Genomic DNA, 25,399 nt, shown 5'->3' with positions numbered 1-25,399 from the left:
GAGATATCGCGATGGTTTCCAACTTTCACCTTCCCCCCGTCGGCTACGGCCCCGGCTCGCAGCCCGAGGACGAGACGCTGGAATACATGCCGCTGCCGCAGGACATGCGCACCTTCTCGGCGCATATCCCCGAGGTCGAGGACGACGCGGCGCTGGCCCCGGCGCTGACGCTGATGGGCCGGGTGGCGGCCGCGGCCGGGCGCGTGGCGCAGGGCGGGCCGGCGGACTGGTTCGACCTGTCGGGCCTGGATGCGGCGAACCGGCGGCTGGTGGCGGAGACCATGGGCGAGGGCGAGGTGGCGATGAAGCTCCGCGGCCTGCCGGCGCTGCGCGTGCAGGAAAGCGTCTTCGCCGGGATCTGGGTGGTGTCGGGCGCCGGGGTCGACGCGATCGAGGTGGCCACCGTCCCTGCGCAGGCCCGCGCCCGCGCCTTCGAGCCGTACCGGCCGCAGGACACCGCGCCCCCCGGCGCCGGGGTCGTGAATGCGCCCGCCCTGCTGGCGGAGCTGTCGGACAAGTCGCGCGCCTTCGGCGGCGACCTGCACGTGGTCAACCTGACGCTCCTGCCGCATACCGAGGAAGACCTGGCCTGGCTCGACGCGCGGATGGGCGAGGGCTCGGTCGATATCTTGTCGCGCGGCTACGGCAACTGCCGGGTCCGGGCGACGGCGATGCCGCATGTCTGGCGGGTGCAGTTCTTCAACTCGATGGACGCGCTGATCCTCGACACCTTCGAGGTCACGGAAATGCCCGAGGTCGCGCTGGCCGCGCCCGAGGATCTGGCCGACAGCGCCGGGCGGCTGCGCGACGTGCTGGAGGCGGTGCGATGAGCTTCGAGGGTAGCTATCTGGGCGCCAACGACCGGATCAGCGCGCAGGCGGTGATGGAATGCAAGATCTGCTGGACGCCCTACGACCCGGCCGAGGGCGACGATTTCCGTCAGGTGGAGCCCGGCACGCCCTTTGCCGATCTGCCCGAGGACTGGTCCTGCCCGAACTGCGACGCGCCGAAGGAGCAGTTCATGGTGCTGGAGGACCCGGGCGCGGACGCGCTGCGGGAGGCGGCGCGGATCGGCGCCGTCACCGACCGGCTGGTGGCCGATTTCCGCGAGGTCTATCACGCCAAGATGCGCGACGTACCGATCGTGAACAAGGTACTCCAGGTCGAGGCGGTGGGGTTCCGCCGCCATGGCGAGGTGCTGCTGGGCGTGCTCGTCAGCCCCTGGTTCATGAATCTCGTCATGCTGCCGGACGGCGCGGACTGGTCCGGGCTGACACCGGGCGAGAAGGAGGTTATCTCCTTTCCCTCCGGCGATTACGAGTTCCTCCACAACACGCGCGAGATGACGGGCGGATACAAGGCGTGCTCGCTGTTCTCGCCGATGGCCGAGTTCACCTCGCAAAAGCAGGCGACGGACGTGGCGCGCGCGGTGATGTCGGCGCTGTTCGACGAAGCGCACCGGGACGAGACCGACCGCGCGGCGGAAATCCGGGCGGCGCGTGAGGCGGAACTGGCTGCGGCCGAAGAGGGCACGGAGGGGGCCGATGAGGCGTTCCCCGAGGCGCCGAGTCGCCGGGCGGTGATCACCGCCGGGATGTCCGAGGGCTGATGCGCCCGGCGGGCCGCATATCCCCGCCGCTGGTGGCGGAGGCGGCGCCGGGCCTGCCGGTGGCGCGCCACGTCGCCGGGCGGTCGCCGGACGAGGTGCTGGCGCTGCTGCCGCGGCTGTTCAACCTGTGCCGGGCGGCGCAGGGGGCCGGGATCGCGGCTGCGCTGGGGCGCCCGGTGGACGCGGGCGGGATCGCGGCGGAATGCCTGCGCGACCACCTGATGAAGTTCCACGTGACCTGGCCGCGCTTCTTCGGCCGGGCGCCGGTGCCGCTGCCCGAGGGATGGGCGGAGGGCGGACGCGGGCTGCTGACCGCGCTGTTCGGAACGGACCGCGCGCCGCGCACCGCAGAGGACTTCGCCGCCTTCCGAGGAAGCGGGCGCGCGCTGGCCGATCCTCTGCGGCGGATCCGCGACAGCTTCGCGCCGCACGAGGCGGTCGCGGAGGGGCTGGCGCCGGTGACCTTCGCCACGCTCTGGGACGGCGCCCCGGTGGAGAATTCCGTGGCGGGGCGGCACGCCCGTCACCCGGTGATGGACCATGTCGCCCGCACATACGGGCGTGGGCCGCTTTGGCGCGCCACCGCACGGCTTTACGATATCGAGGCCGCCGCACTGGGACAGTTGCCGGTGATCGCGGCGGAAGACGGCAGGGCAATGGTGCCCGCGGCGCGCGGCGCCTATGGCGTGCACATCACGGTCGCCGAGGGGGTCGTGACGGAGCTGGCGCGGGTCACGCCGACCGACGCCCTGCTGGCCGAGGGCGGCATCCTCGACCGGACACTGGCCGCGCTTCCCGCCGACAAGGCCGGGCTCGGGCCGCTGCTTCTGGACATCCTCGATCCGTGCAGCCCGGTGCGGCTGCGGGAGATGGCGGATGCATGAGATGTCGCTCTGCGAGGGGATCCGCCGTGTGGTGGAGCGGGCCGCGGCCTCGGACGGGATCGCGCGGGTGACGCGGGTGCGGCTGGAGATCGGGCGCTTTGCCGGGGTCGAGAAACACGCGCTGTCCTTCGCCTGGGACATCGTGATGAAGGGGTCCAAGGCCGAGGGCGCGGCGCTGGAGATGATCGACCTGCCGGGCGTCGCGCTGTGCTACGACTGCATGAAACAGGTGGAGATCGCCGACCGGCTGGACCCGTGCCCCGACTGTGGCGGCGGCAGGCTGATGCCGGAGGGCGGCGACGAGATGCGGATCAGGGATATGGAGGTGGTCTGATGTGTACGGTTTGCGGATGCGGAGACGCGGCGGTCGAGGGGCATGGCCACGACCATGGGTCTCACCACCATCATCATCATCACCACGGCCACGATATCCATTTCGGCCGGGGCGCCGCGGGTGTCGAGGTCGGCGGGATGAGCCAGGAGCGGCTGGTCGAGATCGAGACGGGCATCCTGTCGGAGAACGATCGCTTCGCGGCGGCGAACCGGGAAAGGCTCGCTGCGCTGGGGACTTACGCGGTGAACCTCGTGTCGTCGCCGGGCTCCGGCAAGACCACGCTCTTGTGCGCCACGATCCGGGCGATGGAGGGCCCCGTGGCCGTCATCGAGGGCGACCAGCAGACCACCAACGACGCCGACCGCATCCGCGAGACGGGCGCCCCGGCGGTGCAGGTGAATACCGGCAAGGGCTGTCACCTCGACGGGCACATGGTGGGACACGCGCTGGATCACCTGGAGGTCGGCGCGGGCACGACGCTGTTCATCGAGAATGTCGGCAACCTCGTCTGCCCGGCGGCCTTCGATCTGGGCGAGGATGCCAAGGTGGCGATCCTGTCCGTCACCGAGGGCGAGGACAAGCCGCTGAAGTATCCCGACATGTTTACCGCCGCGCGGCTGGCGCTGCTGAACAAGGTCGACCTGGCGCCGCATTGTGATGTCGATCTGGACCTTTACGAGGCGAACCTAAAGCGGGTGAACCCGGGGATCGAGGTGATCCGCCTGTCGGCGCGCACCGGCGAGGGGCTGGGCGACTGGATCGGCTGGCTGCGGGCGCAGGCGGCCGCCAAGCGGGCGCCCGAGGCGGCCGAGTAGATGGCCGAGACGCTGCCCACCGTCCTGATCGTCGACGACGAGCCGCATTCGGTCGCCGCGATGCGGATGGCGCTGGAGGACGACTTCACCGTGCTGGAGGCCGCGGACGCCGCCGCGGCGTGGCGGCTGATGGAGGAGCACTGGGTGCAGGTCGTCGTCTCGGACCAGCGGATGCCGGAGAAGACCGGCATCGAGCTTCTGACCGAGGTCCGCGACCGCTGGCCGGAGACGGTGCGGATCATCGTCACCGGCTACACCGAGACGAACGACATGATCCAGGCGATCAACGACGCCGGCATCTACCAGTTCATCACCAAGCCCTGGCATCCCGACCAGCTGTTGATGGCCGTGCGCAACGCCGCGCGGCTTTTTTCGCTGGCCCGTGATCACGAGCGCGTCACGATGGAGATGCGTTACCTGGGGACGACGGCGAGCGCCAAGCTGGAAGAGCGCCGCCGTATCGCGCAGGCGGGGCTGGGCTTCGACAACGTCCTGCGCGGGGCGAATTCGCCGCTGAACGCCACCATCGGGCTGGCGCGGCACTACGCGAGCTTCGATGTCCCGGTGCTGATCACGGGCGAGCCGGGCACCGGCAAGACCGAACTGGCGCGGGCGATGCACTATGGCTCGCTGCGGGCGGACCGGCCGTTCTTCGAACTGAACTGCGCCGGGCTGTCGGACGACGTGATCGCGGCGGAGCTGTTCGGCATGAAGCGCGGGGCGGTGCCGGGCATGGTGCAGAGCAAGGTGGGGCTTCTGCAGAAGGCCGACCGGGGCACGCTGTTCCTGAACGGGATCGACGCGCTGTCGGACGCGATGCAGATCGCGCTCTTGCGCGTGGCGCAGGAGGGGGCGTTCCAGCCGGTCGGCGGCCACGAGACGATGAGTTCCGCCGCGCGGCTGCTGACCGGGGCGCATGGCGACCTGCGGGCGAAGATGGCCGAGGGCGGCTTCCGGTCGGACCTGTTCCATGCGCTCGCGGTGGGCGAGCTGCAAGTGCCGCCGGTGCGGGCGCGGCGCGGCGACGTGGCGATCCTGGCCGAGCGCTTCCTGCACGACGCGGCGCAGGAGCATGGCAAGCCGGTGCGCGGGCTGTCGAAGCCGGCGCTGGAGTTCCTGGAGGCCTATGGCTGGCCGGGCAACCTGCCGGAGCTGCGCAACGAGGTGACGCGGATGCTGATCCTGGCGCAGGACATGACGCTGGGGCCCGAGTTGATCTCGCGCCACATCCTGCAGGCCGGCCCGCAGGGCGCGACGCCGGTGGCGGGGGACCTGTGCCAGCTGGAAGGCACGCTGAAGGAGCGGGTGGAGCTGATGGAGATGCGGATTCTCGGCGAGACGCTGACCCGTCTGAAATGGAACAAGTCGAAGGCGGCGGCCGAGCTGGGGCTGAGCCGCGTGGGCCTGCGCGCCAAGCTCGACCGCTACGGGATCGAGCCGCACGCGGCCGTATCGGAGGAGGAGTGACATGTGTCTGGGTATTCCCGGCCGGATCGTGGAGATCACGGATGCGGCGCGGCTGATGGCGATGGCCGACGTCTCGGGCGTGCGGCGCGAGGTGAACGTGGCCTGCGTGGCCGGCGCGGCGCTGGACGACCTGGTGGGGGCATGGGTGCTGATCCACGTCGGCTTCGCGATGGCCGTGATCGACGAGGACGAGGCAGCGGAGACACTGGAGGCGCTGCGCGGGCTGGGCGAGGCGCAGGAGGCGCTGGAACAGATAGCGGAGGGCGCGAAAGCGTTGGCTGAACAATGAGATACGTGGAAGAGTTCAGAGACCCGAAGGCGGCCAAGAGGGTTCTGGCCGCGATCGCCCGGGTGACTGGCGAGATCGGGGCCACCGCCGAAAACCCGGTGCGGATCATGGAGATCTGCGGCGGGCACACCCATGCGATCTTCCGCTACGGCCTCGACAAGCTGACGCCCGGGGGCATCGAGTTCATCCATGGCCCCGGCTGCCCGGTCTGCGTGCTGCCGATGGCGCGGGTGGACGAATGCGTCGAGATCGCCGAGCGGCCCGGCGTGATCTTCTGCACCTTCGGCGATGCGATGCGGGTGCCGGGCACGAAGAAGTCGCTGCTGCAAGCCAAGGCCGACGGGGCGGATATCCGGATGGTCTATTCGCCGCTCGATGCGGTCGAACTGGCGCGGCGCAACCCGGGACGCGAGGTGGTGTTCTTCGGGCTGGGCTTCGAGACGACCACGCCGTCGACGGCCCTGTCGATCCAGCAGGCCGCGCGGGAGGAATTGAGCAATTTCAGCGTGTTCTGCAACCATATTACAGTGCCGCCGCCGATCCGCGCCCTGCTGGACGACCCGCATATGGTGCTGGACGGCTTCGTCGGGCCCGGCCACGTGTCGATGGTGATCGGCACGCACCCCTACGACTTCATCGCGGAGGACTACGGCAAGCCGCTCGTCGTAGCGGGGTTCGAACCGCTGGATCTGCTGCAGTCGGTGCTGATGGTGCTGGAACAGATCCGCGACGGGCGGGCGTCGGTCGAGAACCAGTATGCCCGCGTGGTGCCGGAACATGGCAATCCGGTGAGCCTGGCGGCCATCGCGGATGTCTACGAGGCGCGGCCGAGCTTCGAGTGGCGCGGCCTGGGCGAGATCGACGCCAGCGGACTGCGCATCAGGGATGCCTACAAAGCCTTTGACGCGGAAGAGAAATTCGGCATCGGTTATGCCGCCGGGCCGCGCGTGACGGAAGAGCCGGAAGGCTGCGGCTGCGGCGCCGTCATGACGGGCCGGATGAAGCCCACCGAGTGCCCGCAATTCGGGCGCGGATGTACGCCGGACACGCCGCTGGGGGCGCTGATGGTGTCCTCCGAGGGGGCCTGTGCGGCCTACTGGACCTATGGCGGCGCCCGCGCCGTGGAGGAGATGGCATGAACATGACGACGCGGGTGTCGCGGCTGCGCGGCGACCGGGTGACGCTGGCCCATGGCGGCGGCGGCCGGGCGATGCGCGACCTGATCGAGGAGGTGTTCACCGACGTGTTCCGGCCGCCCGGCCGCGAGGACCAGGCACGGCTGACCTCCGAGGCGCTGCAGGAAGCCGGCGCGCAGCTGGCCTTCACCACCGACGGCTACGTCGTGACGCCGGTGGAGTTTCCCGGCGGCGATATCGGCAAGCTCGCGGTCTGCGGCACCGTCAACGACCTTGCCGTCGGGGGCGCGCGGCCGCTGTGGCTGTCGGCCTCCTTCATCATCGAGGAGGGCTGCGAGATCGCGCTGTTGCGCCGGATCGCGGCCACCATGGCGGCCGAGGCCGAGGCGGCGGGGGTGCGCATCGTGACCGGCGACACCAAGGTGGTGGAGAAGGGCGGCTGCGACACGCTCTTCGTGACGACCTCGGGCGTGGGGGCGATTCCGCCGGGCCGCGATATCGCAGCGGTGAACATCCGGCCGGGAGACGTGGCGATCGTGAACGGTGTCCTGGGAGACCACGGCGCGACGATCCTGGCCGCGCGCGGCGACCTCGCGCTGTCGACGCCGATCGAAAGCGACTGCGCGGCGCTCGGTCACCTGATGGAGGACGTGATCGCCGCCGCGCCCGGCATGCGGGCGGCACGGGACCTGACGCGCGGCGGGCTGGCCTCGGCCCTGAACGAGATGGCGGCGGAGGCCGGCGTCACGGTGGAACTGAGCGACGAGGCGCTGCCGATCCGGCCCGAGGTGCGCGGCATGTGCGAGATCCTGGGGCTCGACCCGCTGTACCTGGCGAACGAGGGGCGGGCGGTGCTCTTCGTGCCCGAGGCGCAGGCCGAGGCGGCGCTGGCCGCCATGCGCGCGCGCCCGGAGGGCGAAGGCGCGGCCGTCGTCGGCCGAGCGGTCACGGCCGGTCGGATCCCGGTGGTGACGAAGACGGCGTTCGGCGGAACGCGCATCGTGGACATGCTCGTGGGCGAGCAATTGCCGCGCATCTGCTAGCCGCTCGGTCTGCCGCTCCGGCGTGCGGTCGTTCGGAGCGGCACAGGAAGACTGCCACCGTCCCGCCGCCTTGCTCGCCGCCCGGCGAAGGTGACGGTGCCGCCGAGACTTTGCCGATCCGGGGCGGGCCTATCAAATCAGCATGTTGCGGGGGTCGGCGATCAAACCCGAATAGTGGGCCAGGAAGCGCGCGGCATCGGCGCCATTGATGACGCGGTGGTCGTAGGTCAGGTCCAGGGGAACCATCGGCACCGGGCGCGGCGTGTCTCCGTCCCAGACGGTCACGGTCTCGGTTCGGGTGATGCCGAGGATGGCCACCTCGGGCGGGTTGACGATGGGCGTGAAGGCCGTGCCGCCGATCCCGCCGAGATTGGTGATGGTCATCGAGGCACCGCCCATCTCGTCGGGGCCGATCTTGCGCGCCTGGGCGCGGGCGGCGAGGCCGGCGATCTGGGCCGCGATCTGCCATAGGCCCTTGCGGTCGGCCTCGCGGATCACCGGCACCATCAGCCCGTGGGGCGTGTCCACGGCAATCCCGACATGCACGTAGTCCTTGAGAATGAGCGTTTCGCCGTCCGCGGACAGCGAGGCGTTGAAACGCGGGAAGGCGCGCAGGGCGCGGGCGAGGGCGGCCACGTGGAAGGCCAGCGCGGTGAGCCGGACGCCGCGCTGCCGGGCTTCCGCCTTCCACGCCTCGCGCAGACGCTCGATGGCGCCGACATCGGCCCGGTCGTGATGCGTGACGGCCGGGATCAGCGCCTGCGCGGCGGCGAGGTTCCTCGCGGCCACCTGCGCGAACCGGCTCGTGGGCTCCTCGGTGACCGGGCCGTAAAGGCCGTGGTCGACCTCCCAGTAGGAGGTGTCGCCGGCGGCCGGGGCCGGGGCGCCGCCGGAGATGTCCTCGGGGCCGATGGTGGTGCGGCCGAGCCGCTCGGCGAGCGTCTCGATGTCCACGCCCTTCTCCCGCGCGAGGCGCCGGGTGGAGGGGCTGGCGGTGATCTCTGTCATGTCCTCGCCCTACCAGTTGGCCGAAATGTACTGGGTTTCCATGAACTCCAGCATGCCCTCGTGCCCGCCCTCGCGGCCGAGGCCCGATTGCTTGGTGCCGCCGAACGGCGCCGCGGGGTCCGAGACAAGCCCGCGGTTCAGCCCGACCATGCCGTAGTCCAGCCGTTCGCAGACCTGCAGCGCGCGCTTGAAGTCCTCGCTGAAGACATAGGCCACGAGGCCGTACTCGGTGTCGTTGGCGCGCCGGATCGCGTCGTCTTGGTCGGTGAAGGTCTGGATCGCGGCGACGGGTCCGAAGATCTCGTCATGCACGCACTCGGCCGTGTCGGGCACGTTCGACAGCACGGTCGGTGGATAGAAATAGCCGGTGCCCTCGGGCGCCGTGCCGCCGCATTCCACGACGGCCCCCTTGGCGACCGCGTCGTCGACGAAGGCGGCGACCTTGTCGCGGGTCTCGGCATTCACCAGCGGGCCGACATCGACCGACGGATCGGTGCCGTCGCCCATCTTCAGGGCGCGCATGCGCTCGGCGAGACGGCGGGTGAAGTCGGCCGCGATGTCTTCGTGCATGTAGATGCGGTTGGCGGCGGTGCAGGCCTCGCCCAGGTTGCGCATCTTGGCGAGCATCGTGCCCTCGATCGCGATGTCGAGGTCGGCGTCCTCGAATACCAGAAGCGGCGCGTTGCCGCCCAGCTCCATCGCGGGCTTCAGCACCTGGTCGGCGGCACCCTTCAGGAGCTTGCGGCCGGTGCCGGTGGAGCCGGTGAAGCTGACCACGCGCACGCGCGGATCGTGCAACATGTGATCGACCAGCGCGCCCGTCCGTTTCGACGGCAGGACGTTGACGAGGCCCGGCGGCACGCCGGCCTCCGCCAGGAGCGGCATCAGCGCCAGCATCGTCAGCGGCGTCTCCGAGGCCGGCTTGATGACGACGCCGCAGCCGGCGGCGAGCGCCGGCGCGATCTTGCGCGTGCCCATCGCCGCCGGGTAGTTCCAGGGCGTCACCAGCACCGCCAGGCCGGCGGGCTTGTGCTGGACCACGATCCGCGCGCCGGAGGCGGGGGCGTGGGTGATTATGCCGTCGGCGCGCACCGCCTCTTCGGCGAACCAGCGGAAGAACTCGGCGGCATAGGCGGCCTCGCCGCGGGCATCCACGCCGGCCTTGCCGTTTTCAAGCGTGATGTAGCGGGCGAAGTCGTCGAGCCGCGCGGTCATCAGCTCCCACGCGCGGCGCAGCACCTCGGAGCGTTCGCGGGGCGTGCGGGCGGCCCAGTCGGCCATGGCGCGTTCGGCGGCGTCCAGCGCGGCGTCGGCATCGGAAATCTCGGCCGACGCGACCGAGGCCAGCACGGTTTCGGTGGCGGGGTTGATGACATCGAAGCGCTCGGGTGTCGTGCGCCATTCGCCGTCGATGTAGAGATCAGTGAAGTCCATGTCGGTCCCTGGATGTCAGAGCAGGTGGCGGAGCGGCTGCTCCACCCGGCCCGCGAAGTCGGAAAGAAGCCGGATCGCCGCCGTCGCGTCGAGATGCGCGGGGCTGCATTCCAGCGTGATGATCAGGCCGTCCCCGTTGGTGGACAGCGTCAGGACGGGGGTCGCCTCGCCGCCCATCTCGACGGTGCGCAGCGGGCTGCCGCGCAGGTCGCGGAGCGTGAGCGCCGGGGCGTCCTCTGTCGCGGCGACCTGCGACAGGGCCCGGCCGGCCGGCGTGGCGAAGACGGTGGATTTGCCGTGCCGTTCCACCGCCACCGCGCCCGGTTCGGGCAGCGAAGCGGCGGCGAGGCCTGCCAGGATCGCGTCGGCATCGTCGAGGCCGTGTGCCTCGGCGGCCCAGGCGACGAAGTCGGGCAGGCCGTCCGTCGCGGTTTCGGCGGTGAGGCGGCGGCCGGACGCCGGACCCTGAGGCGCCGGCGCGGCGGAGGGAAGCGCCTTCAGCGCCTCCAGATCGCGGACGTGGTAGGGCTGTTCATGGCCGGCGTCGACCAGCCGCCGAAGATCGAGCCCCTGTTCCAGCGCCAGCCGCCGCGCCTTGGGCGAGGCGAGGATGCGGCCGTCGCTGCGCGGCGGCGCGGCGGGACCGGACGCTGGGGCAGGGCGCTTTTCCGTCTTCGGGACGGGCAGCGCGTCACCGGGCGCGGCAGGCTCGGCGGTCGGCGCCGGCGTGTCGCGGGCAGAGCGGGCGACGGGCGCGGCGGGCTTGTCGGCGCTGATGATCGCCACCGGGTCGCCCACGGGCACGTCTTCGCCGGCCTCGGCCAGCGTCGCCGCGAGGAAGCCGTCGCAGCCCGCCTCGACCTCCATCGTGCTCTTGTCGGTCTCCACCTCGAACAGGATGTCGGAGGCGGCCACGGCGTCGCCGGGGGCCTTCAGCCAGCTGACCAGCTGGCCGGTATCCTGCGCCATGCCAAGCTGCGGCATCGTCACGGCGTGGCCCTCGGGCAGATCGCCGGACGCCGGGGCCTCTTCGGGCACGTCGGTGACGGGTGCGGGGCTGTCGTCCTCCGCGCTGTCGGAAATCCGGGCGATCACCGTGCCCACCGGCACGTCCTCGCCCGCGGCCGCCGTGACGCCGGTGAGAAAACCCGCCGCCTGTGCCTCGACCTCCATGGTGGCCTTGTCGGTCTCGACCTCGAACAGCGCGTCGCCCTTGGCGACAGCATCGCCCGGCGCCTTGAACCAGGACACGATCTTCCCCGCGTCCTGCGCCATGCCGAGCTGGGGCATCGTCACGTCATGCGGCATGGATCATCTCTCCGCCGCACAGCCTGCGGGCGTTCTCGACCACGCGGTCGGGGGTCGGCACAGTCAGGTCTTCGAGCGCGGGGCTGAAGGGCACGGGCACGTCCATCGCGCCCATGCGTAGGACCGGCGCGTCGAGATGGTAGAATGCCTTCTCGTTCAGGCGCGAGGCGATTTCGGCGGTCACGCCGTAGCTCTGGTGGCCCTCGTCGATGACGATGGCGCGGGAGGTCTTCCTGACGCTGTCCAGAAGCGTCTTGTCGTCCAGCGGCACGATGGTGCGCGGGTCGATCACCTCGGCGCTGATGCCTTCTCCGGCCAGGGCGTCGGCGGCCTTCTCGGCGATCTGCACCATGGAGGAGGTGCCGATCAGGGTGATATCGGACCCCTCGCGCTTCACCTTCGCCTCGCCGAACGGGATCAGGTACTCCTCCTCCGGCACCGGCGCCTTGTCCTGGTACATCAGCTTGTCCTCGAAGATGACGACCGGGTTGTTGTCGCGGATCGCGGTCTTCATCAGGCCCTTGGCCTCGTAGGCCGAGGATGGCATCGCCACTTTCAGCCCCGGGATATGCGCGACGATCGCCTGCAGCGACTGCGAATGCTGCGCGGCGGAGCGGCGGGTCGCGCCCATGTTCGTGCGCAGCACCATCGGCACGGTCAGCTTGCCGCCCGACATGTAATGCTGCTTCGCCGCCTGATTGCAGAGCTGGTCCATCACCAGGTAGATGAAATCGCCGAACATCAGATCGACGACCGGCCGCGCGCCGGTCATCGCCGCGCCCACCGCCAGGCCGACGAAGCCGGGCTCCGAGATCGGCGTGTCGATCACGCGGCCGGTGCCGAACTCCTCGACCAGCCCGGACAGCACCTTGAACGGCGTGCCCGCCTCGGCGACGTCCTCGCCCAGGATGAAGACCGTCTCGTCGCGGCGCATCTCCTCGGCCAGCGCCTCGTTCACGGCCTGGGACAGTGTGATCTCTCGCATTTTGCGCTCCTCAGTCCGCGTAGACATGCATGTCGACCTCTTCGGCCGGCGGGTAGGCGGCGGCCTCGGCATAGGCGACGGCTTCTGTGGCGTCGGTCTCGATCTCGGCGTTCATCGCCTCGATCTCGTCTTCCGAGGCGATGCCCTCGGAGACCAGCCAGCCGCGGAACCGGATGATCGGGTCGCGGTTCTCCTTCCAGTCCTTTTCCTCGTCCTTGGACCGGTAGTATTCGCGGTTGATGTCGCCGACGTGGTGGCCGTGGTAGCGGTAGGTCATCAGCTCGATGAAGAACGGGCCCTCGCCCTTGCGCGCGCGCTCGGCCAGCTTGCGGGTCAGGTCGTTCACGGCCAGCACGTCCTGCCCGTCGACCTGGTGGGATTCGATGCCGAACGCCTCGGCGCGGGCCATGATGGATCCGGCGGCGATCTCGTCGGTCTTCGTGTACTCGGAGTAGCCGTTGTTCTCGCAGGCGTAGATCACCGGCAGCTTCCAGAGCGCCGCCATGTTCATCACCTCGTACCACAGCCCCTGCGCCGTCGCGCCGTCGCCGAAGAAGCAGACGGTGACGTCGTCCTTGCCCTGCAGTTTCGCCCGCAGCGCCGAGCCCGTGGCGATGCCCATCGAGCCGCCGACGATGGCATTGGCGCCAAGGTTGCCGTGGTTCTGGTCGGCGATGTGCATCGAGCCGCCCTTGCCGCGGCAATAGCCCTCGGCCTTGCCCAGAAGCTCGCAGAACATCTCCCTGAACTCGGCCCCCTTGGCGACGCAGTGGCCGTGGCCGCGATGGGTCGAGGTGATGCGGTCGTCATCCGTCAGCGCCTCGCAGATGCCGACGGCGACGGCTTCCTCGCCGGAATACATATGCGTCAGCCCCGGCATCTTGGCCGACAGGTAGAGCTGGTTGGCGTTGTCCTCGAAGGTGCGGATGCGGACCATCTGCCGGTACATCCGCAGGTAGTCCTCGGTGTTTGTCTTTGCCTTGGCCATGGGATCCTCGCGCCGTGCGTCAGTATCGGTTGGCGATCGGCAGGTCTTCGGCCGGGAACAGGCTGATGACCTCGCAGCCGGTCTCGGTCACGACGACCTCTTCCTCGATCCGCGCGGCGGAGTAGCCGTCGGCAGCCGGGCAGTAGGTCTCGAGCGCGAAGACCATGCCGGTCTGGATCTCCATCGGGTGGTCGAGCGACACGGCGCGGCTGATGATCGGCCGCTCGTGCAGCGCCAGCCCCAGCCCGTGGCCGAATTGCAGCCCGAAGGCGGCGTCCTCGCTCGGGAAGCCGAACTCCTCGGCCTTGGGCCAGAGCTTGGCCACGTTGTCCGTGGTCACCCCGGGCCGGATCGCGTCGATCGAGGCGTCGATCCATTCGCGCGCCTTCACGTAGGCGTCGTTCTGTGCCGGCGTCGCGCGGCCGATGTTGAACGTCCGGTAGTAGCAGGTGCGATAGCCCTGGTAGCTTTGCAGGATGTCGAAGAAGGCCTGATCGCCGGGGCGGAAGTAGCGGTCGGTGAAGTTGTGCGGATGCGGATTGCAGCGCTCGCCCGAGATCGCGTTGATCGCCTCGACGTCGTCGCTGCCCATCTCGTAGAGCATCTTGTTGGACAGCGCGACGATGTCGTTCTCGCGTACGCCGGGCTTCAGCTCTTCCCAGATCATGTGGTAGACGCCGTCGACCATGCTGGCGGCCTGCGTCAGCAGCTGGATCTCGTCCCAGTTCTTGATCTCGCGCGCCGCCAGCATGATCTGCTGGCCGTCGACGACCTTCAGCCCCTCTTCCTGCAGCGCGTGGAACATCGCCGTTTCGGCATAGTCCACGCCCACCGGCATGTCGGCCATGCCCGCCTCCTTGATCAGCTGGGCGATCTGCTTGGCGTATTTGCGCATCAGCCCGAATTCCGGCGGGATCGTGCCGCGCATGCCCACGACGCCGGCCAGGCAATGGTCGGGCTCCAGCCAGTCGGAAAAGAGCTTGTGGTGCATCGCGGCCGAGCCGAAATCCCACACGTAGGGGCTGTCGTCCCCGGTCAGCAGGCAGAAACGGCACATCTTGTCGCGTTCCCACTCGCCGATCTTCGTGGCGCTGACGTAGCGGATGTTGTTCACGTCGAAGAGCAGCAGAGTGCCGGCCTGCGAGTTTTGCAGCGCCTGCCGGGTCCGGGCGAGGCGGTAGCGGCGCAGGCGGTCATGGTCGATCCGGCGTTCGAAATCGACCGACATGTGCCCCGAGGCGGGCAGGCGCTCGCGCCATTCCCAGTTGGGGTCGAGATCCTGCGGCGTCAGCAGGTTGGGCATGAGAGCTCGGGTCATTGGGCAACTCCGTTGGGTGCGTGCTCGCACGCTCCGTTTCTTGTTGGATGGGATGGGAAGGTGCGTGAAATCACGCACCCGACAGCGTCACTGGATGCACCAGCCGCCGTCGATGTGGATCATCTGGCCGGTCATGTAGTCGCTGTCGTCGCTGGCCAGGAACGACGCGGTGCCGGTGATGTCGTCGGGATAACTGACCCGCTTGATCTGCAGCGCGTCGCGGACGATGTCCTCGTAGGCCTGCCCCTCGCGGTCCTTGAAGCCGATATCGACGAGATCCTTGTCGAGTTGCTCCCAGAGCGGCGTGACGACGACGCCGGGGGCATAGCCGTTGACGGTGATGTTGTGCTCGGACAGGCCGATCGCGCCGCAATGGGTCAGGGCGAGGCAGCCGTATTTCGAGGTGCAGTACACGGTCACGTCCACCAGCGGCTTGCGGCTGGCGATGGAGCCCACGTTGATCAGCTTGTAGGGGTGATCCTCCATCGGGCCCTGCGCGATCATCTGGCGGGCCACCTCCTGCATGCCCAGCCACATCGCCTTGGTGTTGACGTTCATGATCATGTCCCAGTTGTCTTCGTCGATATCCATGAAGAACCGGGGCTTGTTCAGGCCGGCATTGAACAGGCCGACATTGATGGACCCGAAGGCGTCGACCGTGGCGGCGACGGCGGCGGCGTTGTCCGCGCGCTCGGTCACGTCCATCCGCACGGCGATGGCCTTGCCGTTGCCGGCGGCGTTGATCCGCTCGGCCGTCTTTTTGGCCTCGTCGCCGTCGAGATCGCCGACGCAGACATTGGCGCCCTGGGCGGCGAAGACCTCGGCATTGGCCGCGCCCATGCCGCGGGCGGCGCCCGTGATCAGGATGTTCTTGCCGTCAAGGCGTTTCGGGTCCATGTGATCCTCCCTATGTGACCGGTCTTCGCAGGGCTTCTTCGGCCCGCGCCTGGGCGCGCGCCAGGGCTTCGGACGGTGTGACGAAGCCGCGAAGCATGTCGTGCAGTTCGTGGCCGCAGATCGTGAAGAGCTCCGAGATCTGCGGGATCGGCGGGCGTGGCCAGAATTGCAGCTCGTCGCGCCAGGACATCTGGTCGACCGTCTCGAAGATCGGCGACAGGCGCCTGACCTCGGGGTCGGAGCCCACCGAGTAGCGCGGCGCCGTGCGGCTGCCGTTCTGGGCATAGAGCTTCTGCGCGGCGGGCGAGGTGAAGGAGACCAGCGCCTGCACGGTATCCGGCACGCGGTCCTCCGCGAGGTTCGCCGGGACGCACAGAACATAGCCCCCCACCGGCGCGATGGGCATTCCGTCGGGGCCGTGCGGGTGCGGCAGGTATCCGGTTCGGCCATGGGCCGGGCAGGCGCTGTCCAGCTCGAAATACGGGGCGAGAAGGGTATAGCCGTAGGCCATCGCCACCTTGCCGGCGGCATAGGGCCTGACCCGCTCGTACCAGGACATCGACAGGATGTCGGGCGGCGAATACGCCAGCAGGTCCATCAGGTATTCCGCCGCCGCGAGGGCGCGGTCGCTGTCGAGCATCGGCCGGACATCGTCGCGCGCCAGGTGGTCGGCGTCGAAGGCGCCGGCGATCTCGGGGATGTCGATGACCGGTTGGCCGAAATCGGCGCAGGTCATCATGAAGGTGTGCCCGAGCGCCGTGCCGCGGGCCGCGTTCCAGGCCACGCCATAGCGGCCGCGGCGGGGATCGTGGAAATGCCGCGCCGCCGCGATGACCGCGTCGGTGGTGGCGGGCGGCTCCAGGCCGGCCTCGGCGAACCAGTCCTTGCGGTAGAACATCAGCTCGGGCGTGGTCTGGCTGGGCACGCCATAGGGGACGCCGTCCCAATGGGCGGCACGCCAGCCGGCAGTGTGAAAGTCGCTGGGGTCCAGGCGCGCGATGTCCATGATCTCGGGCAGGGGGCGGATGACGCCCTTGGCGACGAACTCGCCCAGCCAGGGCAGATCGACGGCGATCAGGTCGTAGCGGCTGCGCGCCAGGGTGGCATTGCGCAGCCCCTCTTCGCGGAGCCGGTCGATCGAGAAGGCGCGCTGGCTGATATCGGTGCCGATGATCTGCTCGAACTGCCGCTTGAGGGTCTCCATGACCATGAAGGTCGGGTCGCCGTGGACGAGTATGCGGATGCCGCCGGGCAGCTTCAGCGCCTGCGGCAGCGCGCTGGGCGGCGGGATCGTCGCCTGTCCGGGCTGGTAGGAGCCGCCGAAATAGTAGTCGTTGGTGCGGTCGGGACGCTGCGCGCCGCCGAAGGCGCCGCGGCCGATCCTGTTGATCCGGTCCGCCAGCTGGTTGAAGGATTGCAACAGCTGCGGGCTGGGGTGCAGCGAGAAGCTCTTGCCCGATTTCGTGCGCGGGCGCTGCACGACCAGTCCGGCCGACTGGATCTCGGCCAGCTTGCGGGTGCCCGTGGCATAGGGCACGCCGGACGCCGCGATCATGGCCGAGGGCGACACGAGCCGCCCGTCGAAATGACACTGCAGCAGGTGCAGCAGCATGTTCATGTGCGGGTTCGGCGTGGTCGGGTCGATCGAATTGTCGATTTCGATGAAGATGTCGTTCAGGAAGCGGACGACGCGCTCGACCTCGGGATTCGCCGTCGCGACCTCGCCGGCCGCGACCTCCGGCACGACCTGTCCGGAATGAATATTTGTGGCGGCGGTCTGTTGCATGTCACCGGAGCGTTGGGGTCTGTCAGCGTGTTTGCGGGAGCGGGTCATGATGCCTCGGTCCAGGATGTTCAGATTGATACGATTCAAATATCGCGATCTGATCCAATCTGGATACGTGAAAGTCCAAAATGGATAATTCGGGACGTTCGAAACGCGGCAGAATCGCGCTGGATAGGGGAAGATTGCTGAAGGGGCCGGTCCGCCCCGGCTGGGAGGACAGCCGCAGTCAAGAACCGAAGACCCACAGGGACGACCCAAAGGGAGGATACCCAATGAAGATTTCGACCAGGTTCGCGCTCGTCTGCACGACCGCGCTGCTCGGCTCCGCTGCCGCCGCCGACACCATGACCATCGGCATCACGCAGAACAATGTCGGCGTCGACAGCTACCAGACGACCTATGAACAGGCGTTCATCGCCGCCGCCGAGGCCAACGAGAACGTCGAGGTGGTAGTGCTGGACGCCGGCGGCGACGTCGCCCGCCAGATCGCCCAGATGGAAGACCTGATCCAGCAGCAAGTCGACGCCATCATCATCTGGCCGACCAACGGCGAAGCAGTGATCCCCGCCGTCCGCAAAGCGTACCAAGCGGATATTCCGGTCATCGTGACCAACTCCAACATCGCCGAGCAGGGCTTCGACTTCGTCGCCTCCTTCTCGGGGCCCGACAACATCACCCAGGGCGCGCGCTCCGCCGAGATCATGTGCGACCGCTTCAAGGAGCTCGGCATCGAGGACGAGGCCCGGATCGTGCAGATCAGCGGCCAGCCCGGCTATACCACGGCCATCGAGCGGGCGAAGGGCTTCGAGGACCGTCTGCCCGAGGTCTGCCCGAACGTAACCCTGGTGGAGACCCAGCCCGGCGACTGGAACCGCGAGAAGTCGCAGCAGGTGATGGAAGCCTTCCTCGTCAAGTACGACGACATCGACGGTGTCTACGCCGGTGACGACAACATGGGCGTCGGCGCGCTGAACGCCGCCCGCGCCGCGGGCCGGGCCGAGGACATCGTCTTCGTCGGCGCGACCAACTTCGCCGTGGGCTACGACGCGATGGCGGACGGCGATTACTGGGGCTCGATCTACCAGTCGCCGGTAGACGACGCCGAGGCCGCGCTTCAGACCGCCATCGACGTGCTCAACGGCGAGGACGTGCCGTTCCTGAACTACTTCGACACGCCGAAGATCACCCAGGACAACATGGACGAGTTCGACAAGCCCGTCTTCTGATCACCTCCCTGGATGCGCGGGGCGGGTCCTGCCGCCTCGCGCGTTCCCTCAACGCACCAGGAACAAGCTGACGAAAGGGCGGCACCATGGCTCGTGTCTCGGGACGGTCGTGCATCGTCACCGGTGCCGCGCAGGGCATCGGACGCGCCATCGGCGAGGCGCTGCTGGACGAAGGCGCGCATGTCTGCTTCGCCGACATCAACGGGGCCAAGGCCGCCGCGGTGGCCGAGGAGAACGCGGACCGCGCGGCGCGGGCGAAGGCGAAGGTTACCCATGCCGCGGTCGACGTGACCGACCGCGAGCAGGTCCGGGCGATGATCGCCCACACGGTCGCGCAATTCGGCCGGCTGGACGTGAAGTTCAACAATGCGGGCGTGAACCGGCCGATGAACTTCCTCGACGTGACCGAGGAGAACTGGACCTTCATCATGGGCGTGAACGGGCTTGGCTGCCTGATCGGAATGCAGGAAGCCGCGCGGCAGATGATCGCCCAGGGCCGCGACGACAGCGGCATGGCGGGCAAGATCATCAACACCGCCTCCATCGCCAGCCGCCAGGGCTTCGACAACGTGGCGCCCTACTGCGCCAGCAAGTGGGCCGTGGTCTCGCTAACCCAATCCGGCGCTCGCGACCTGGCCAAGCATGGTATCACGGTGACGGGGTTCGCGCCGGGCGTGGTCGCGACCGAGATGTGGGAGCAGGTCGACAACGACCTGATGCAGATCGGCGCCGCCGACCGTCCCGGACAGGCGATGGAGGAATTCTCGGCCGAGATACTGAAGGGTCGGGTGGCGACGCCGGGCGACGTCACCGGCACCACGACGTTCCTGGCCGCGCGCGACAGCGATTACATGACGGGGCAGATCGTCATGATCGACGGAGGCATGACGCTGGTCTGACCGGCGCCGATGCCCACATGGGGAGGAGCAAATGGCGGAGTTGACGAAGCAGGGGCTTGGCCGGTTTTTCGCGCGGCAGGGTATCCTTGTCGCCTTCGTGGTCTTCATGATCGTGTTCGCGCTGGCGACGCCGCGGTTCATCGACATCGACAACATCGCGGGCGTGGTCCGGTCGTCGGCGATCCTCGGCGTCATGGCGCTCGGGGTGACGTTCGTGGTGATCGGCGGCAATCTCGACCTGTCGGTCGGCTCGATGATGTCGTTCTCGACGATCGTGGTGCTCGACCTGCACGACAAGCTGGGGCCGGCGCTGGCGATCCCGGCGATGTTCGGGCTGACGCTCTGCCTCGGCGCGTTCATCGGTTTCCTCGTGGGATACCTGAAGCTCAACTCGCTGATCGTGACGCTGGGGATGCTCTCCGCGATCCACGGGCTGACGCTGACCTGGTCGGGCGGCAAGAACATGGACATCGCCGACAAGGACGCCACCTGGTTCGGCGTGTTCGGGCAGGGCTATGTGGCGGGCGTTCCCTCGCCCATCGTGATCTTCGCGCTGCTTGCCCTGGTGCTGGGCGTGATCCTGTCGCGCACGCCGTTCGGGCGGAAGGTCTATGCCGTGGGCGGCAACGGCACGGCGGCGACCTTCTCGGGCATCCCGCGCGCGCGGGTCGTGTTCATGACGTACCTCGTCTCGGCCTTCTGCGTTGCGACGGCGGGGCTGATCCAGGCCAGCCGCAGCATGGGCAGCCAGAACACCGTGGGGCAGGGGCTGGAGCTCGAAGTACTGGCCGCGGTCATCCTTGGCGGCGCGTCGCTGCTCGGCGGCGCCGGCACCGTGTTCAAGACCGTCATCGGCGTGCTGATCCTGGGGTTCATCCAGAACGGCCTGCTGCTGATGGGGCTCGCGTTCTACGCGCAGTATGTCGTGACCTGGGTGATCATCATTCTCGCGGTCTGGCTCGACATCGCCGCCAAGCGCGGCCGCCTCTGGTCGCCCATCGCGTGAGGGAGAAAAGACGATGAAAAAGGACTCCCGCGCCAACCTGATCAAGCAGGGCGCCATCTGGGCCTTCATCGTGGTGGAGCTCGCGTTCTTCTCCATCGCGGGAGAGTTCCTGTCGGTCACCGACACGGCCTTCATGGATTTCGACAACATGCTGCTGCTGCTCAAGCAGTCGGCGCCCATCGGGATCATCGCGCTGGGCATGACGATCATCATGATCAACGGCAATATCGACCTCAGCGTCGGCGCCACTTTCGCGCTCGCCGCCGTCGTCCTGCTGGACAGCATGAGCTGGCCCTTCATGCAGGCCCTTGGCGACTGGGCGATCCCGCTGGCCTGGGGCTTCGCGCTGCTGACCGGCGTGGTGCTGGGGGCGATCAACGGGCTGATCGTTTGGAAGACCGGCGTCGACGCCTTCATCGTCACGCTGGGCTCGATGCTGGGCTACCGCGGCCTTGTCTTCATGTATAACGGCGAGCAGCCGACGAGCCATCTCAACTGGACGCTGGTGGACTTCGCCGAGGCGCAGTTCCTCGGGCTGCACACCGCCACGTGGTTCCTCTTGGGCACGGCGCTGATCCTCTGGCTGGTGATGACCCGCACGGTCCACGGCCGCAATGCCTATGCCATCGGCAACAACCGCGAGGCGGCGGTGAACGCGGGGATCCGGGTCGGTCCGCATTTCCTGATCAACTTCATGCTCATCGGGTTCCTGGCCGCGCTGTCGGCCGTGGTGTTCTACTCCGAGAGCGGCTCGGTGAACCCCAATGACGGGATGCTCTACGAGCTCTGGGCGATCACCGCGGTGGTGCTGGGCGGCACCAAGCTGGCCGGCGGCTACGGCTCGATCGTCTCGACCCTCGGCGGGGTCATCGCGATCCAGCTCCTGCGCAAGGGACTCGGCCATATCGGGGCCGATACCGAGACGGTGAACCTCGTCATCGGGCTGATCCTGATCTCGGTGCTGTTTCTCGACCGGCAACTGAACCGCAAGGGCAGGGAGGACCTGAAGACATGACCGATACCACACCGGCCCTGCGCCTCGACGGGATCGTCAAGACCTTTCCCGGCGTGCGCGCCCTCGACGGGGTGTCGCTGGAGCTTCTGCCCGGCGAGGTCCACGCCCTGATGGGCGAGAACGGCGCCGGCAAGTCGACCCTGATGAAGGTGCTGGGCGGCATCCACCAGCCGGACGCGGGGACCATCTACATCGCCGAGACGCCGGTGGTGATGACCTCGCCCCAGCAGGCCAAGCGCGAAGGCGTGGTCTTCATCCATCAGGAACTCAGCCTCGCCGACGAGCTGACCGTGGCCGAGAACATCTTCCTGGGCGAGTTGCCGCGCAAGAGCCTCGGCCGGGTCGACTGGCAGACCCTCTACGGCAATACCGACCGGATCCTGAAGACGCTCAATGTCGGCTTCGACGCCCGGACGCGCGTGGGCGATCTGTCCATCGCCAACCAGCAGATGGTCGAGATCGCCCGCGCCCTGACGGTCGATCCGCGCGCGGTGATCTTCGACGAGCCGACCGCCTCGCTGACCGACGCCGAGAAGGTCGTGCTGTTCGAGGTGATCGCGGACCTGCAGTCGCGCGGCGTGGGCGTGATCTACATCTCTCACCGGATGGAGGAGATCTTCAAGATCACCGACCGGATCAGCGTGCTGCGCGACGGGCAGTATCGCGGCACCCTGAACACCGCCGAGACCGACGAGGAAGAGGTCACGCAGCTGATGATCGGCCGCAAGCTCGACCTCAGCCGGAACGAAAGCCATCACGAGATGGGCGATGTCGCACTGGAGGTCCGCAACCTCAGCTGCGGCGACCTGTTCCGCGATGTCAGCTTCACGGTCCGCCGTGGCGAGGTCGTGGGCTTCTACGGCCTCGTCGGGGCTGGGCGGACCGAGATCGCCGAGACGATCTTCGGCCTGCGCGATCCCTCGGGCGGGCAGATCCTGCTCAACGGGGAAGAGGTGCGCATCCACTCGCCGCAGGACGCGATCCGGCGCGGCATCTCGCTGGTGCCCGAGGACCGCAAGGGGCAGGGCCTGATCCTCGGCATGAACTGTCGCGACAACATGACCCTGCCGCAGGTCGACGACATGACCGCCGGGCCGTTCGTCAGCGACGGCGCCGAGGTGGCGATCTTCGATCAGTACCGCGACAAGCTGGACATCCGCACGCCCGGCTGGCGGCAGATGGTCGGCAACCTGTCGGGCGGCAACCAGCAGAAGATCGTCATCGGCAAATGGCTGTCGATGCGGCCCGAGGTGCTGATCGTGGACGAACCGACGCGCGGGATCGACGTCGGCTCGAAGTCCGAGATCCACAACCTGATCCGCGATCTCGCGGCGCAGGGCTATGCCGTCATCGTGATCTCTTCCGAGATGCCCGAGGTGCTGCATGTCTCCGACCGGATCGTGGCGATGTATTCCGGCCGCGTCATGCGCGAGTTCACGTCCGAGGAAGTGACGGAGGACAGCCTGATCCAGGCGATCTCGGGCATCGGCGGCGACAAGGTGGCCTGACGGGCGTCACGGGACATGGCCTGAGCCGGGGCTCGGTCGCGACCGGCCGCCTTACGTCGCCGCCGTCCCGGCTAGGTGAGACCGGTCGAGGGAGAACCCGCGGCCAAGTTCGTCGCCTTGCTCGCGCGTGAACCGGGCGGTGCCGCAATAGGCCGCCCGTCCGGCGACCCGAACGCGGGAGACGGGCGACGTCCCTGTGGAGTCGAGCGCTTCGAGAGTTGCGGTGAACTCCGACCCTAAGACGCTCTGGAACAGGTAGCTGTCGCCGGTACTCGCCTCGCCGCGTGCCGCCGCCAGGGCGACGCGCGCGGTAACGCCCGACCCGGTCGGGCAGCGGTCGACCTGACGGCCGGCGAAGACGCACAGGTTCCGGCTGGTGCCGTCGCGCCCCGTGCCACCATCGGTCAGGATGGTGCCGTAGATGAACCCGAGGTCGGGATCGTCGGGATGGTCGAGCGACACGGCCCCGCTCACCGCCGCGCTGATCGCGGCGGCACGCTCCACCAGCACGGACAGGGGAGTCGTCCGCAGGTCCAGACCCAGGCGCCCGGCGGGCAGGATCGCGTAATAGGCGCCGCCATAGGCCACGTCCAGCCTGACCGTCCCGTGACCCGGCAGGGGCACGTCGATGTCGAGCGCCTCCGCGAAGGCCGGCACGGAGACAAAGCTGACATCGCCGCTGCGGAGCCCGTCGCCGGTGCGCGTCACCTCGACGGTCGCCGTCACCCGCCCGCAGGGCAGCTGCATCCTGACCTCGGTCTTCGGCGTCCGCGCTTCGACAAGGCCGTGGTCGACCGCGTAGCGTCCCAGGGCGATCACGGCATGACCGCACATCGTCGAATAGCCCGCGTTGTGCAGGAAAAGGACGGCGAGGTCGGCGCCGGGCAGATCGGGTTCCACGAAGACCGCGGCGTACATCCCGTCATGGCCCCGCGGCTCGTGGATGATGAAACGGCGCAGGTGATCTAGATGCTCCGCGGCATAGCGGCGCTTGTCCAGAATCGTGGCGCCCTTCACCTCGGGCCAGCCCGCGGTGACGATCCGCAGCGGCTCGCCTCCGGTGTGCATCTCGACCGTTTCGATCGCGTCGGGATAGGTCATGCCGCGATCAGCGCCTCCGCGCGGGCGCGGGCGCCGTCCTCCAGCGGGGCGGAGCGACGCTTCGCGAGGTCGAAGCGGACGGTCGTCACCCGCGCCTCGGCCTTGAGCGCGCCGGTCTGGCTGTCGGTCATCGCGTGGCGGTAGGTGACGGAGCTGCGGCCGACCTTCTCGACCCGCGTCGTCACCGTCAGCAGCGTGCCCGCCGCCGTCTCGTCGCAGAAATCGGTCTCGATCCGCACATCCGCCCAGCCCAGGCCCTCGTCCGGGTCCGGCCCGGCCAGGTGGCCGAGGAACTGAAAGGAGGCGTCGTCGAACAGCCCGGCGTAGTGCCGCACGTTCATGTGGCCCATCTGGTCGCACTGCCACGGCTGGGCGACGGAGAGGAGCGTCGCGCGCCCCATCAGAACGCCACCTCGGCGCCGCCCTTCAGGTCGAGCATGTCGCGCGCCTCGTCGGGGCTCGCGATCTCCAGCGACAGTTCTTCGAGGATGCGGCGGATCTTGGCGACCTGCGCCGCGTTGGTGGGTGCCATTTCGCCCTTCGACAGGTAGAGCGAGTCCTCCAGCCCCACGCGCACGTTGCCCCCCATGATCGCGCCGATGGTGCAGAGGTTCATCTGGTGCCGGCCCGCGGCAAGGATCGACCACCGGTAAGCGTCGCCGAACAGCCGGTCGGCAGTGCGCTTCATGTGCATCAGGTCTTCGGGGTCCGGGCCCAGCCCGCCGAGCAGGCCGAAGATCGTCTGCACGAAGAGCGGCGGTTTCACCAGGCCGCGCTCCAGGAAATGCGCCAGGGTGTAGAGATGGCCGATGTCGTAGCATTCGAATTCGAACCGCGTGCCGTAGGCGTTGCCGACCTCGCGGATCACCCGCTCGATCTGCTCGAAGGTATTGGACACGATCCCGGCGCGGGTGGCTTCGAGATAGTCCTTTTCCCAGTCGTGCTGCCACTCGGGATACTTCTGCGTGATGTGGAACAGGCCGATGTTCATCGACCCCATGTTGAGCGAGCAGAGTTCGGGCCGGGCCGCGTGCGCCGCCTCCAGCCGCTCGTCCAGGCTCATCTTCAGCCCACCGCCGGTGGAGATGTTCATCACCGCGTCCGACTGCTGCCTGATCCGCGGCAGGAACTGCATGAACAGGCGCGGATCGGGCGAGGGCTTGCCGGTTTCCGGATCGCGGGCGTGCAGGTGGACGATCGCCGCGCCCGCCTCGGCCGCGCCGACGGCCGCCTCGGTGATCTCGTCGGGCGTGACCGGCAGGTGCGGGCTCATCGTCGGCGTGTGGATCGAGCCGGTGACGGCGCAGGTGATGATGACCTTTCCGGACATTCGGTTTTCCTCC

At 68.6% G+C, this 25,399-nt stretch carries 25 protein-coding genes; 14 read left to right on the top strand and 11 right to left on the bottom strand.

Features of this window, described 5'->3' with window-relative positions; translation table 11 throughout:
• The first annotated feature begins 11 nt into the window (after window positions 1–11).
• From P1J78_RS05725 to hypE, 9 genes are read left to right on the top strand one after another with little or no spacing between them, the layout of a single operon-like run.
• Window positions 12–830 (top strand): hydrogenase expression/formation protein, encoded by an 819-nt coding sequence (locus P1J78_RS05725; RefSeq protein WP_275566369.1) that lies wholly within the window; start codon window positions 12–14, stop codon window positions 828–830.
• Window positions 827–1,609 carry a [NiFe]-hydrogenase assembly chaperone HybE gene (gene hybE, locus P1J78_RS05720; RefSeq protein ID WP_275566368.1) on the top strand — a complete coding sequence of 261 codons (783 nt, stop codon included), beginning with the start codon at window positions 827–829 and terminating at the stop codon, window positions 1,607–1,609. Before P1J78_RS05725 ends, hybE begins: the two co-directional genes overlap by 4 nt.
• Window positions 1,609–2,493, top strand: coding sequence for a hydrogenase expression/formation protein HupK (locus P1J78_RS05715; protein ID WP_275566367.1), 885 nt, complete (start codon window positions 1,609–1,611; stop codon window positions 2,491–2,493). The genes hybE and P1J78_RS05715 overlap by 1 nt, the downstream gene beginning before the upstream one ends.
• On the top strand, window positions 2,486–2,827 hold the full coding sequence (hypA, locus tag P1J78_RS05710) for a hydrogenase maturation nickel metallochaperone HypA (RefSeq protein ID WP_275566366.1): 342 nt from the start codon (window positions 2,486–2,488) through the stop codon (window positions 2,825–2,827). The genes P1J78_RS05715 and hypA overlap by 8 nt, the downstream gene beginning before the upstream one ends.
• A complete protein-coding gene (hypB, locus tag P1J78_RS05705) occupies window positions 2,827–3,642 on the top strand; it encodes a hydrogenase nickel incorporation protein HypB (protein ID WP_275566365.1) in 816 nt (271 codons plus the stop codon). Before hypA ends, hypB begins: the two co-directional genes overlap by 1 nt.
• Window positions 3,643–5,109 (top strand): sigma-54-dependent transcriptional regulator, encoded by a 1,467-nt coding sequence (locus tag P1J78_RS05700; RefSeq protein WP_275566364.1) that lies wholly within the window; start codon window positions 3,643–3,645, stop codon window positions 5,107–5,109.
• Between the two features lies 1 nt (window position 5,110).
• A complete protein-coding gene (locus P1J78_RS05695; RefSeq protein ID WP_275566363.1) occupies window positions 5,111–5,398 on the top strand; it encodes a HypC/HybG/HupF family hydrogenase formation chaperone in 288 nt (95 codons plus the stop codon).
• A complete protein-coding gene (gene hypD, locus P1J78_RS05690; protein WP_275566362.1) occupies window positions 5,395–6,537 on the top strand; it encodes a hydrogenase formation protein HypD in 1,143 nt (380 codons plus the stop codon). Before P1J78_RS05695 ends, hypD begins: the two co-directional genes overlap by 4 nt.
• The gene (gene hypE, locus P1J78_RS05685; protein WP_275566361.1) at window positions 6,534–7,577 is read left to right on the top strand and encodes a hydrogenase expression/formation protein HypE; all 1,044 of its coding nucleotides are present in this window, start codon (window positions 6,534–6,536) and stop codon (window positions 7,575–7,577) included. Before hypD ends, hypE begins: the two co-directional genes overlap by 4 nt.
• Before the next feature lie 132 nt (window positions 7,578–7,709).
• Here the strand turns inward: hypE and P1J78_RS05680 are convergent, their stop codons facing one another.
• The 8 genes from P1J78_RS05680 to P1J78_RS05645 form a co-directional block, all read right to left on the bottom strand.
• Window positions 7,710–8,585, bottom strand: a complete 876-nt coding sequence (locus P1J78_RS05680; RefSeq protein ID WP_275566360.1) for a 2-oxo acid dehydrogenase subunit E2 — start codon at window positions 8,583–8,585, stop codon at window positions 7,710–7,712.
• A gap of 9 nt (window positions 8,586–8,594) precedes the next feature.
• A complete protein-coding gene (locus tag P1J78_RS05675) occupies window positions 8,595–10,019 on the bottom strand; it encodes an NAD-dependent succinate-semialdehyde dehydrogenase (RefSeq protein ID WP_275566359.1) in 1,425 nt (474 codons plus the stop codon).
• 15 nt (window positions 10,020–10,034) lie between these two features.
• A complete protein-coding gene (locus P1J78_RS05670) occupies window positions 10,035–11,327 on the bottom strand; it encodes a biotin/lipoyl-containing protein (protein ID WP_275566358.1) in 1,293 nt (430 codons plus the stop codon).
• Complete coding sequence (locus P1J78_RS05665; protein ID WP_275566357.1) at window positions 11,317–12,312, bottom strand: alpha-ketoacid dehydrogenase subunit beta; 996 nt, start codon at window positions 12,310–12,312, stop codon at window positions 11,317–11,319. The genes P1J78_RS05670 and P1J78_RS05665 overlap by 11 nt, the downstream gene beginning before the upstream one ends.
• 10 nt (window positions 12,313–12,322) lie before the next feature.
• Window positions 12,323–13,300, bottom strand: coding sequence for a thiamine pyrophosphate-dependent dehydrogenase E1 component subunit alpha (locus P1J78_RS05660; RefSeq protein ID WP_275566356.1), 978 nt, complete (start codon window positions 13,298–13,300; stop codon window positions 12,323–12,325).
• Between the two features lie 19 nt (window positions 13,301–13,319).
• Window positions 13,320–14,618 (bottom strand): M24 family metallopeptidase, encoded by a 1,299-nt coding sequence (locus tag P1J78_RS05655; RefSeq protein ID WP_275566355.1) that lies wholly within the window; start codon window positions 14,616–14,618, stop codon window positions 13,320–13,322.
• An 87-nt stretch (window positions 14,619–14,705) separates the two neighbouring features.
• A complete protein-coding gene (locus P1J78_RS05650) occupies window positions 14,706–15,515 on the bottom strand; it encodes an SDR family NAD(P)-dependent oxidoreductase (RefSeq protein WP_275566354.1) in 810 nt (269 codons plus the stop codon).
• Window positions 15,516–15,525: 10 nt separating this feature from the next.
• Window positions 15,526–17,301, bottom strand: coding sequence for an ABC transporter substrate-binding protein (locus P1J78_RS05645; RefSeq protein WP_275566353.1), 1,776 nt, complete (start codon window positions 17,299–17,301; stop codon window positions 15,526–15,528).
• 272 nt (window positions 17,302–17,573) lie between these two features.
• Here P1J78_RS05645 and P1J78_RS05640 point away from each other — a divergent pair, with 272 nt between their 5' ends.
• The 5 genes from P1J78_RS05640 to P1J78_RS05620 all read left to right on the top strand — a co-directional run bounded on the left by P1J78_RS05640 (window position 17,574) and on the right by P1J78_RS05620 (window position 22,955).
• Window positions 17,574–18,527 carry a sugar ABC transporter substrate-binding protein gene (locus tag P1J78_RS05640; protein WP_275566352.1) on the top strand — a complete coding sequence of 318 codons (954 nt, stop codon included), beginning with the start codon at window positions 17,574–17,576 and terminating at the stop codon, window positions 18,525–18,527.
• 86 nt (window positions 18,528–18,613) lie between these two features.
• The gene (locus P1J78_RS05635) at window positions 18,614–19,426 is read left to right on the top strand and encodes an SDR family NAD(P)-dependent oxidoreductase (RefSeq protein ID WP_275566351.1); all 813 of its coding nucleotides are present in this window, start codon (window positions 18,614–18,616) and stop codon (window positions 19,424–19,426) included.
• Window positions 19,427–19,457: 31 nt separating this feature from the next.
• Window positions 19,458–20,432 (top strand): ABC transporter permease, encoded by a 975-nt coding sequence (locus P1J78_RS05630; protein ID WP_275566350.1) that lies wholly within the window; start codon window positions 19,458–19,460, stop codon window positions 20,430–20,432.
• Between the two features lie 13 nt (window positions 20,433–20,445).
• Window positions 20,446–21,447 carry an ABC transporter permease gene (locus P1J78_RS05625; RefSeq protein WP_275566349.1) on the top strand — a complete coding sequence of 334 codons (1,002 nt, stop codon included), beginning with the start codon at window positions 20,446–20,448 and terminating at the stop codon, window positions 21,445–21,447.
• Window positions 21,444–22,955: a sugar ABC transporter ATP-binding protein gene (locus P1J78_RS05620; protein ID WP_275566348.1), complete on the top strand. Its 1,512-nt coding sequence runs from the start codon at window positions 21,444–21,446 to the stop codon at window positions 22,953–22,955. The genes P1J78_RS05625 and P1J78_RS05620 overlap by 4 nt, the downstream gene beginning before the upstream one ends.
• Before the next feature lie 51 nt (window positions 22,956–23,006).
• Here P1J78_RS05620 and P1J78_RS05615 read toward each other — a convergent pair whose 3' ends face one another.
• From P1J78_RS05615 to kce, 3 genes are read right to left on the bottom strand one after another with little or no spacing between them, the layout of a single operon-like run.
• A complete protein-coding gene (locus P1J78_RS05615) occupies window positions 23,007–24,056 on the bottom strand; it encodes a proline racemase family protein (RefSeq protein WP_275566347.1) in 1,050 nt (349 codons plus the stop codon).
• Window positions 24,053–24,457 (bottom strand): acyl-CoA thioesterase, encoded by a 405-nt coding sequence (locus P1J78_RS05610; protein WP_275566346.1) that lies wholly within the window; start codon window positions 24,455–24,457, stop codon window positions 24,053–24,055. Before P1J78_RS05610 ends, P1J78_RS05615 begins: the two co-directional genes overlap by 4 nt.
• A complete protein-coding gene (gene kce, locus P1J78_RS05605; protein WP_275566345.1) occupies window positions 24,457–25,386 on the bottom strand; it encodes a 3,5-dioxohexanoate:acetyl-CoA acetone transferase in 930 nt (309 codons plus the stop codon). The genes P1J78_RS05610 and kce overlap by 1 nt, the downstream gene beginning before the upstream one ends.
• Window positions 25,387–25,399 lie beyond the last annotated feature (13 nt).

The organism is Psychromarinibacter sediminicola (genome assembly GCF_029168335.1).
Classification (GTDB): domain Bacteria; phylum Pseudomonadota; class Alphaproteobacteria; order Rhodobacterales; family Rhodobacteraceae; genus Psychromarinibacter; species Psychromarinibacter sediminicola.
The sequence above is the reverse complement of the archived record's forward strand: the minus strand, read 5'-3'. Positions and strand labels throughout refer to the sequence as shown.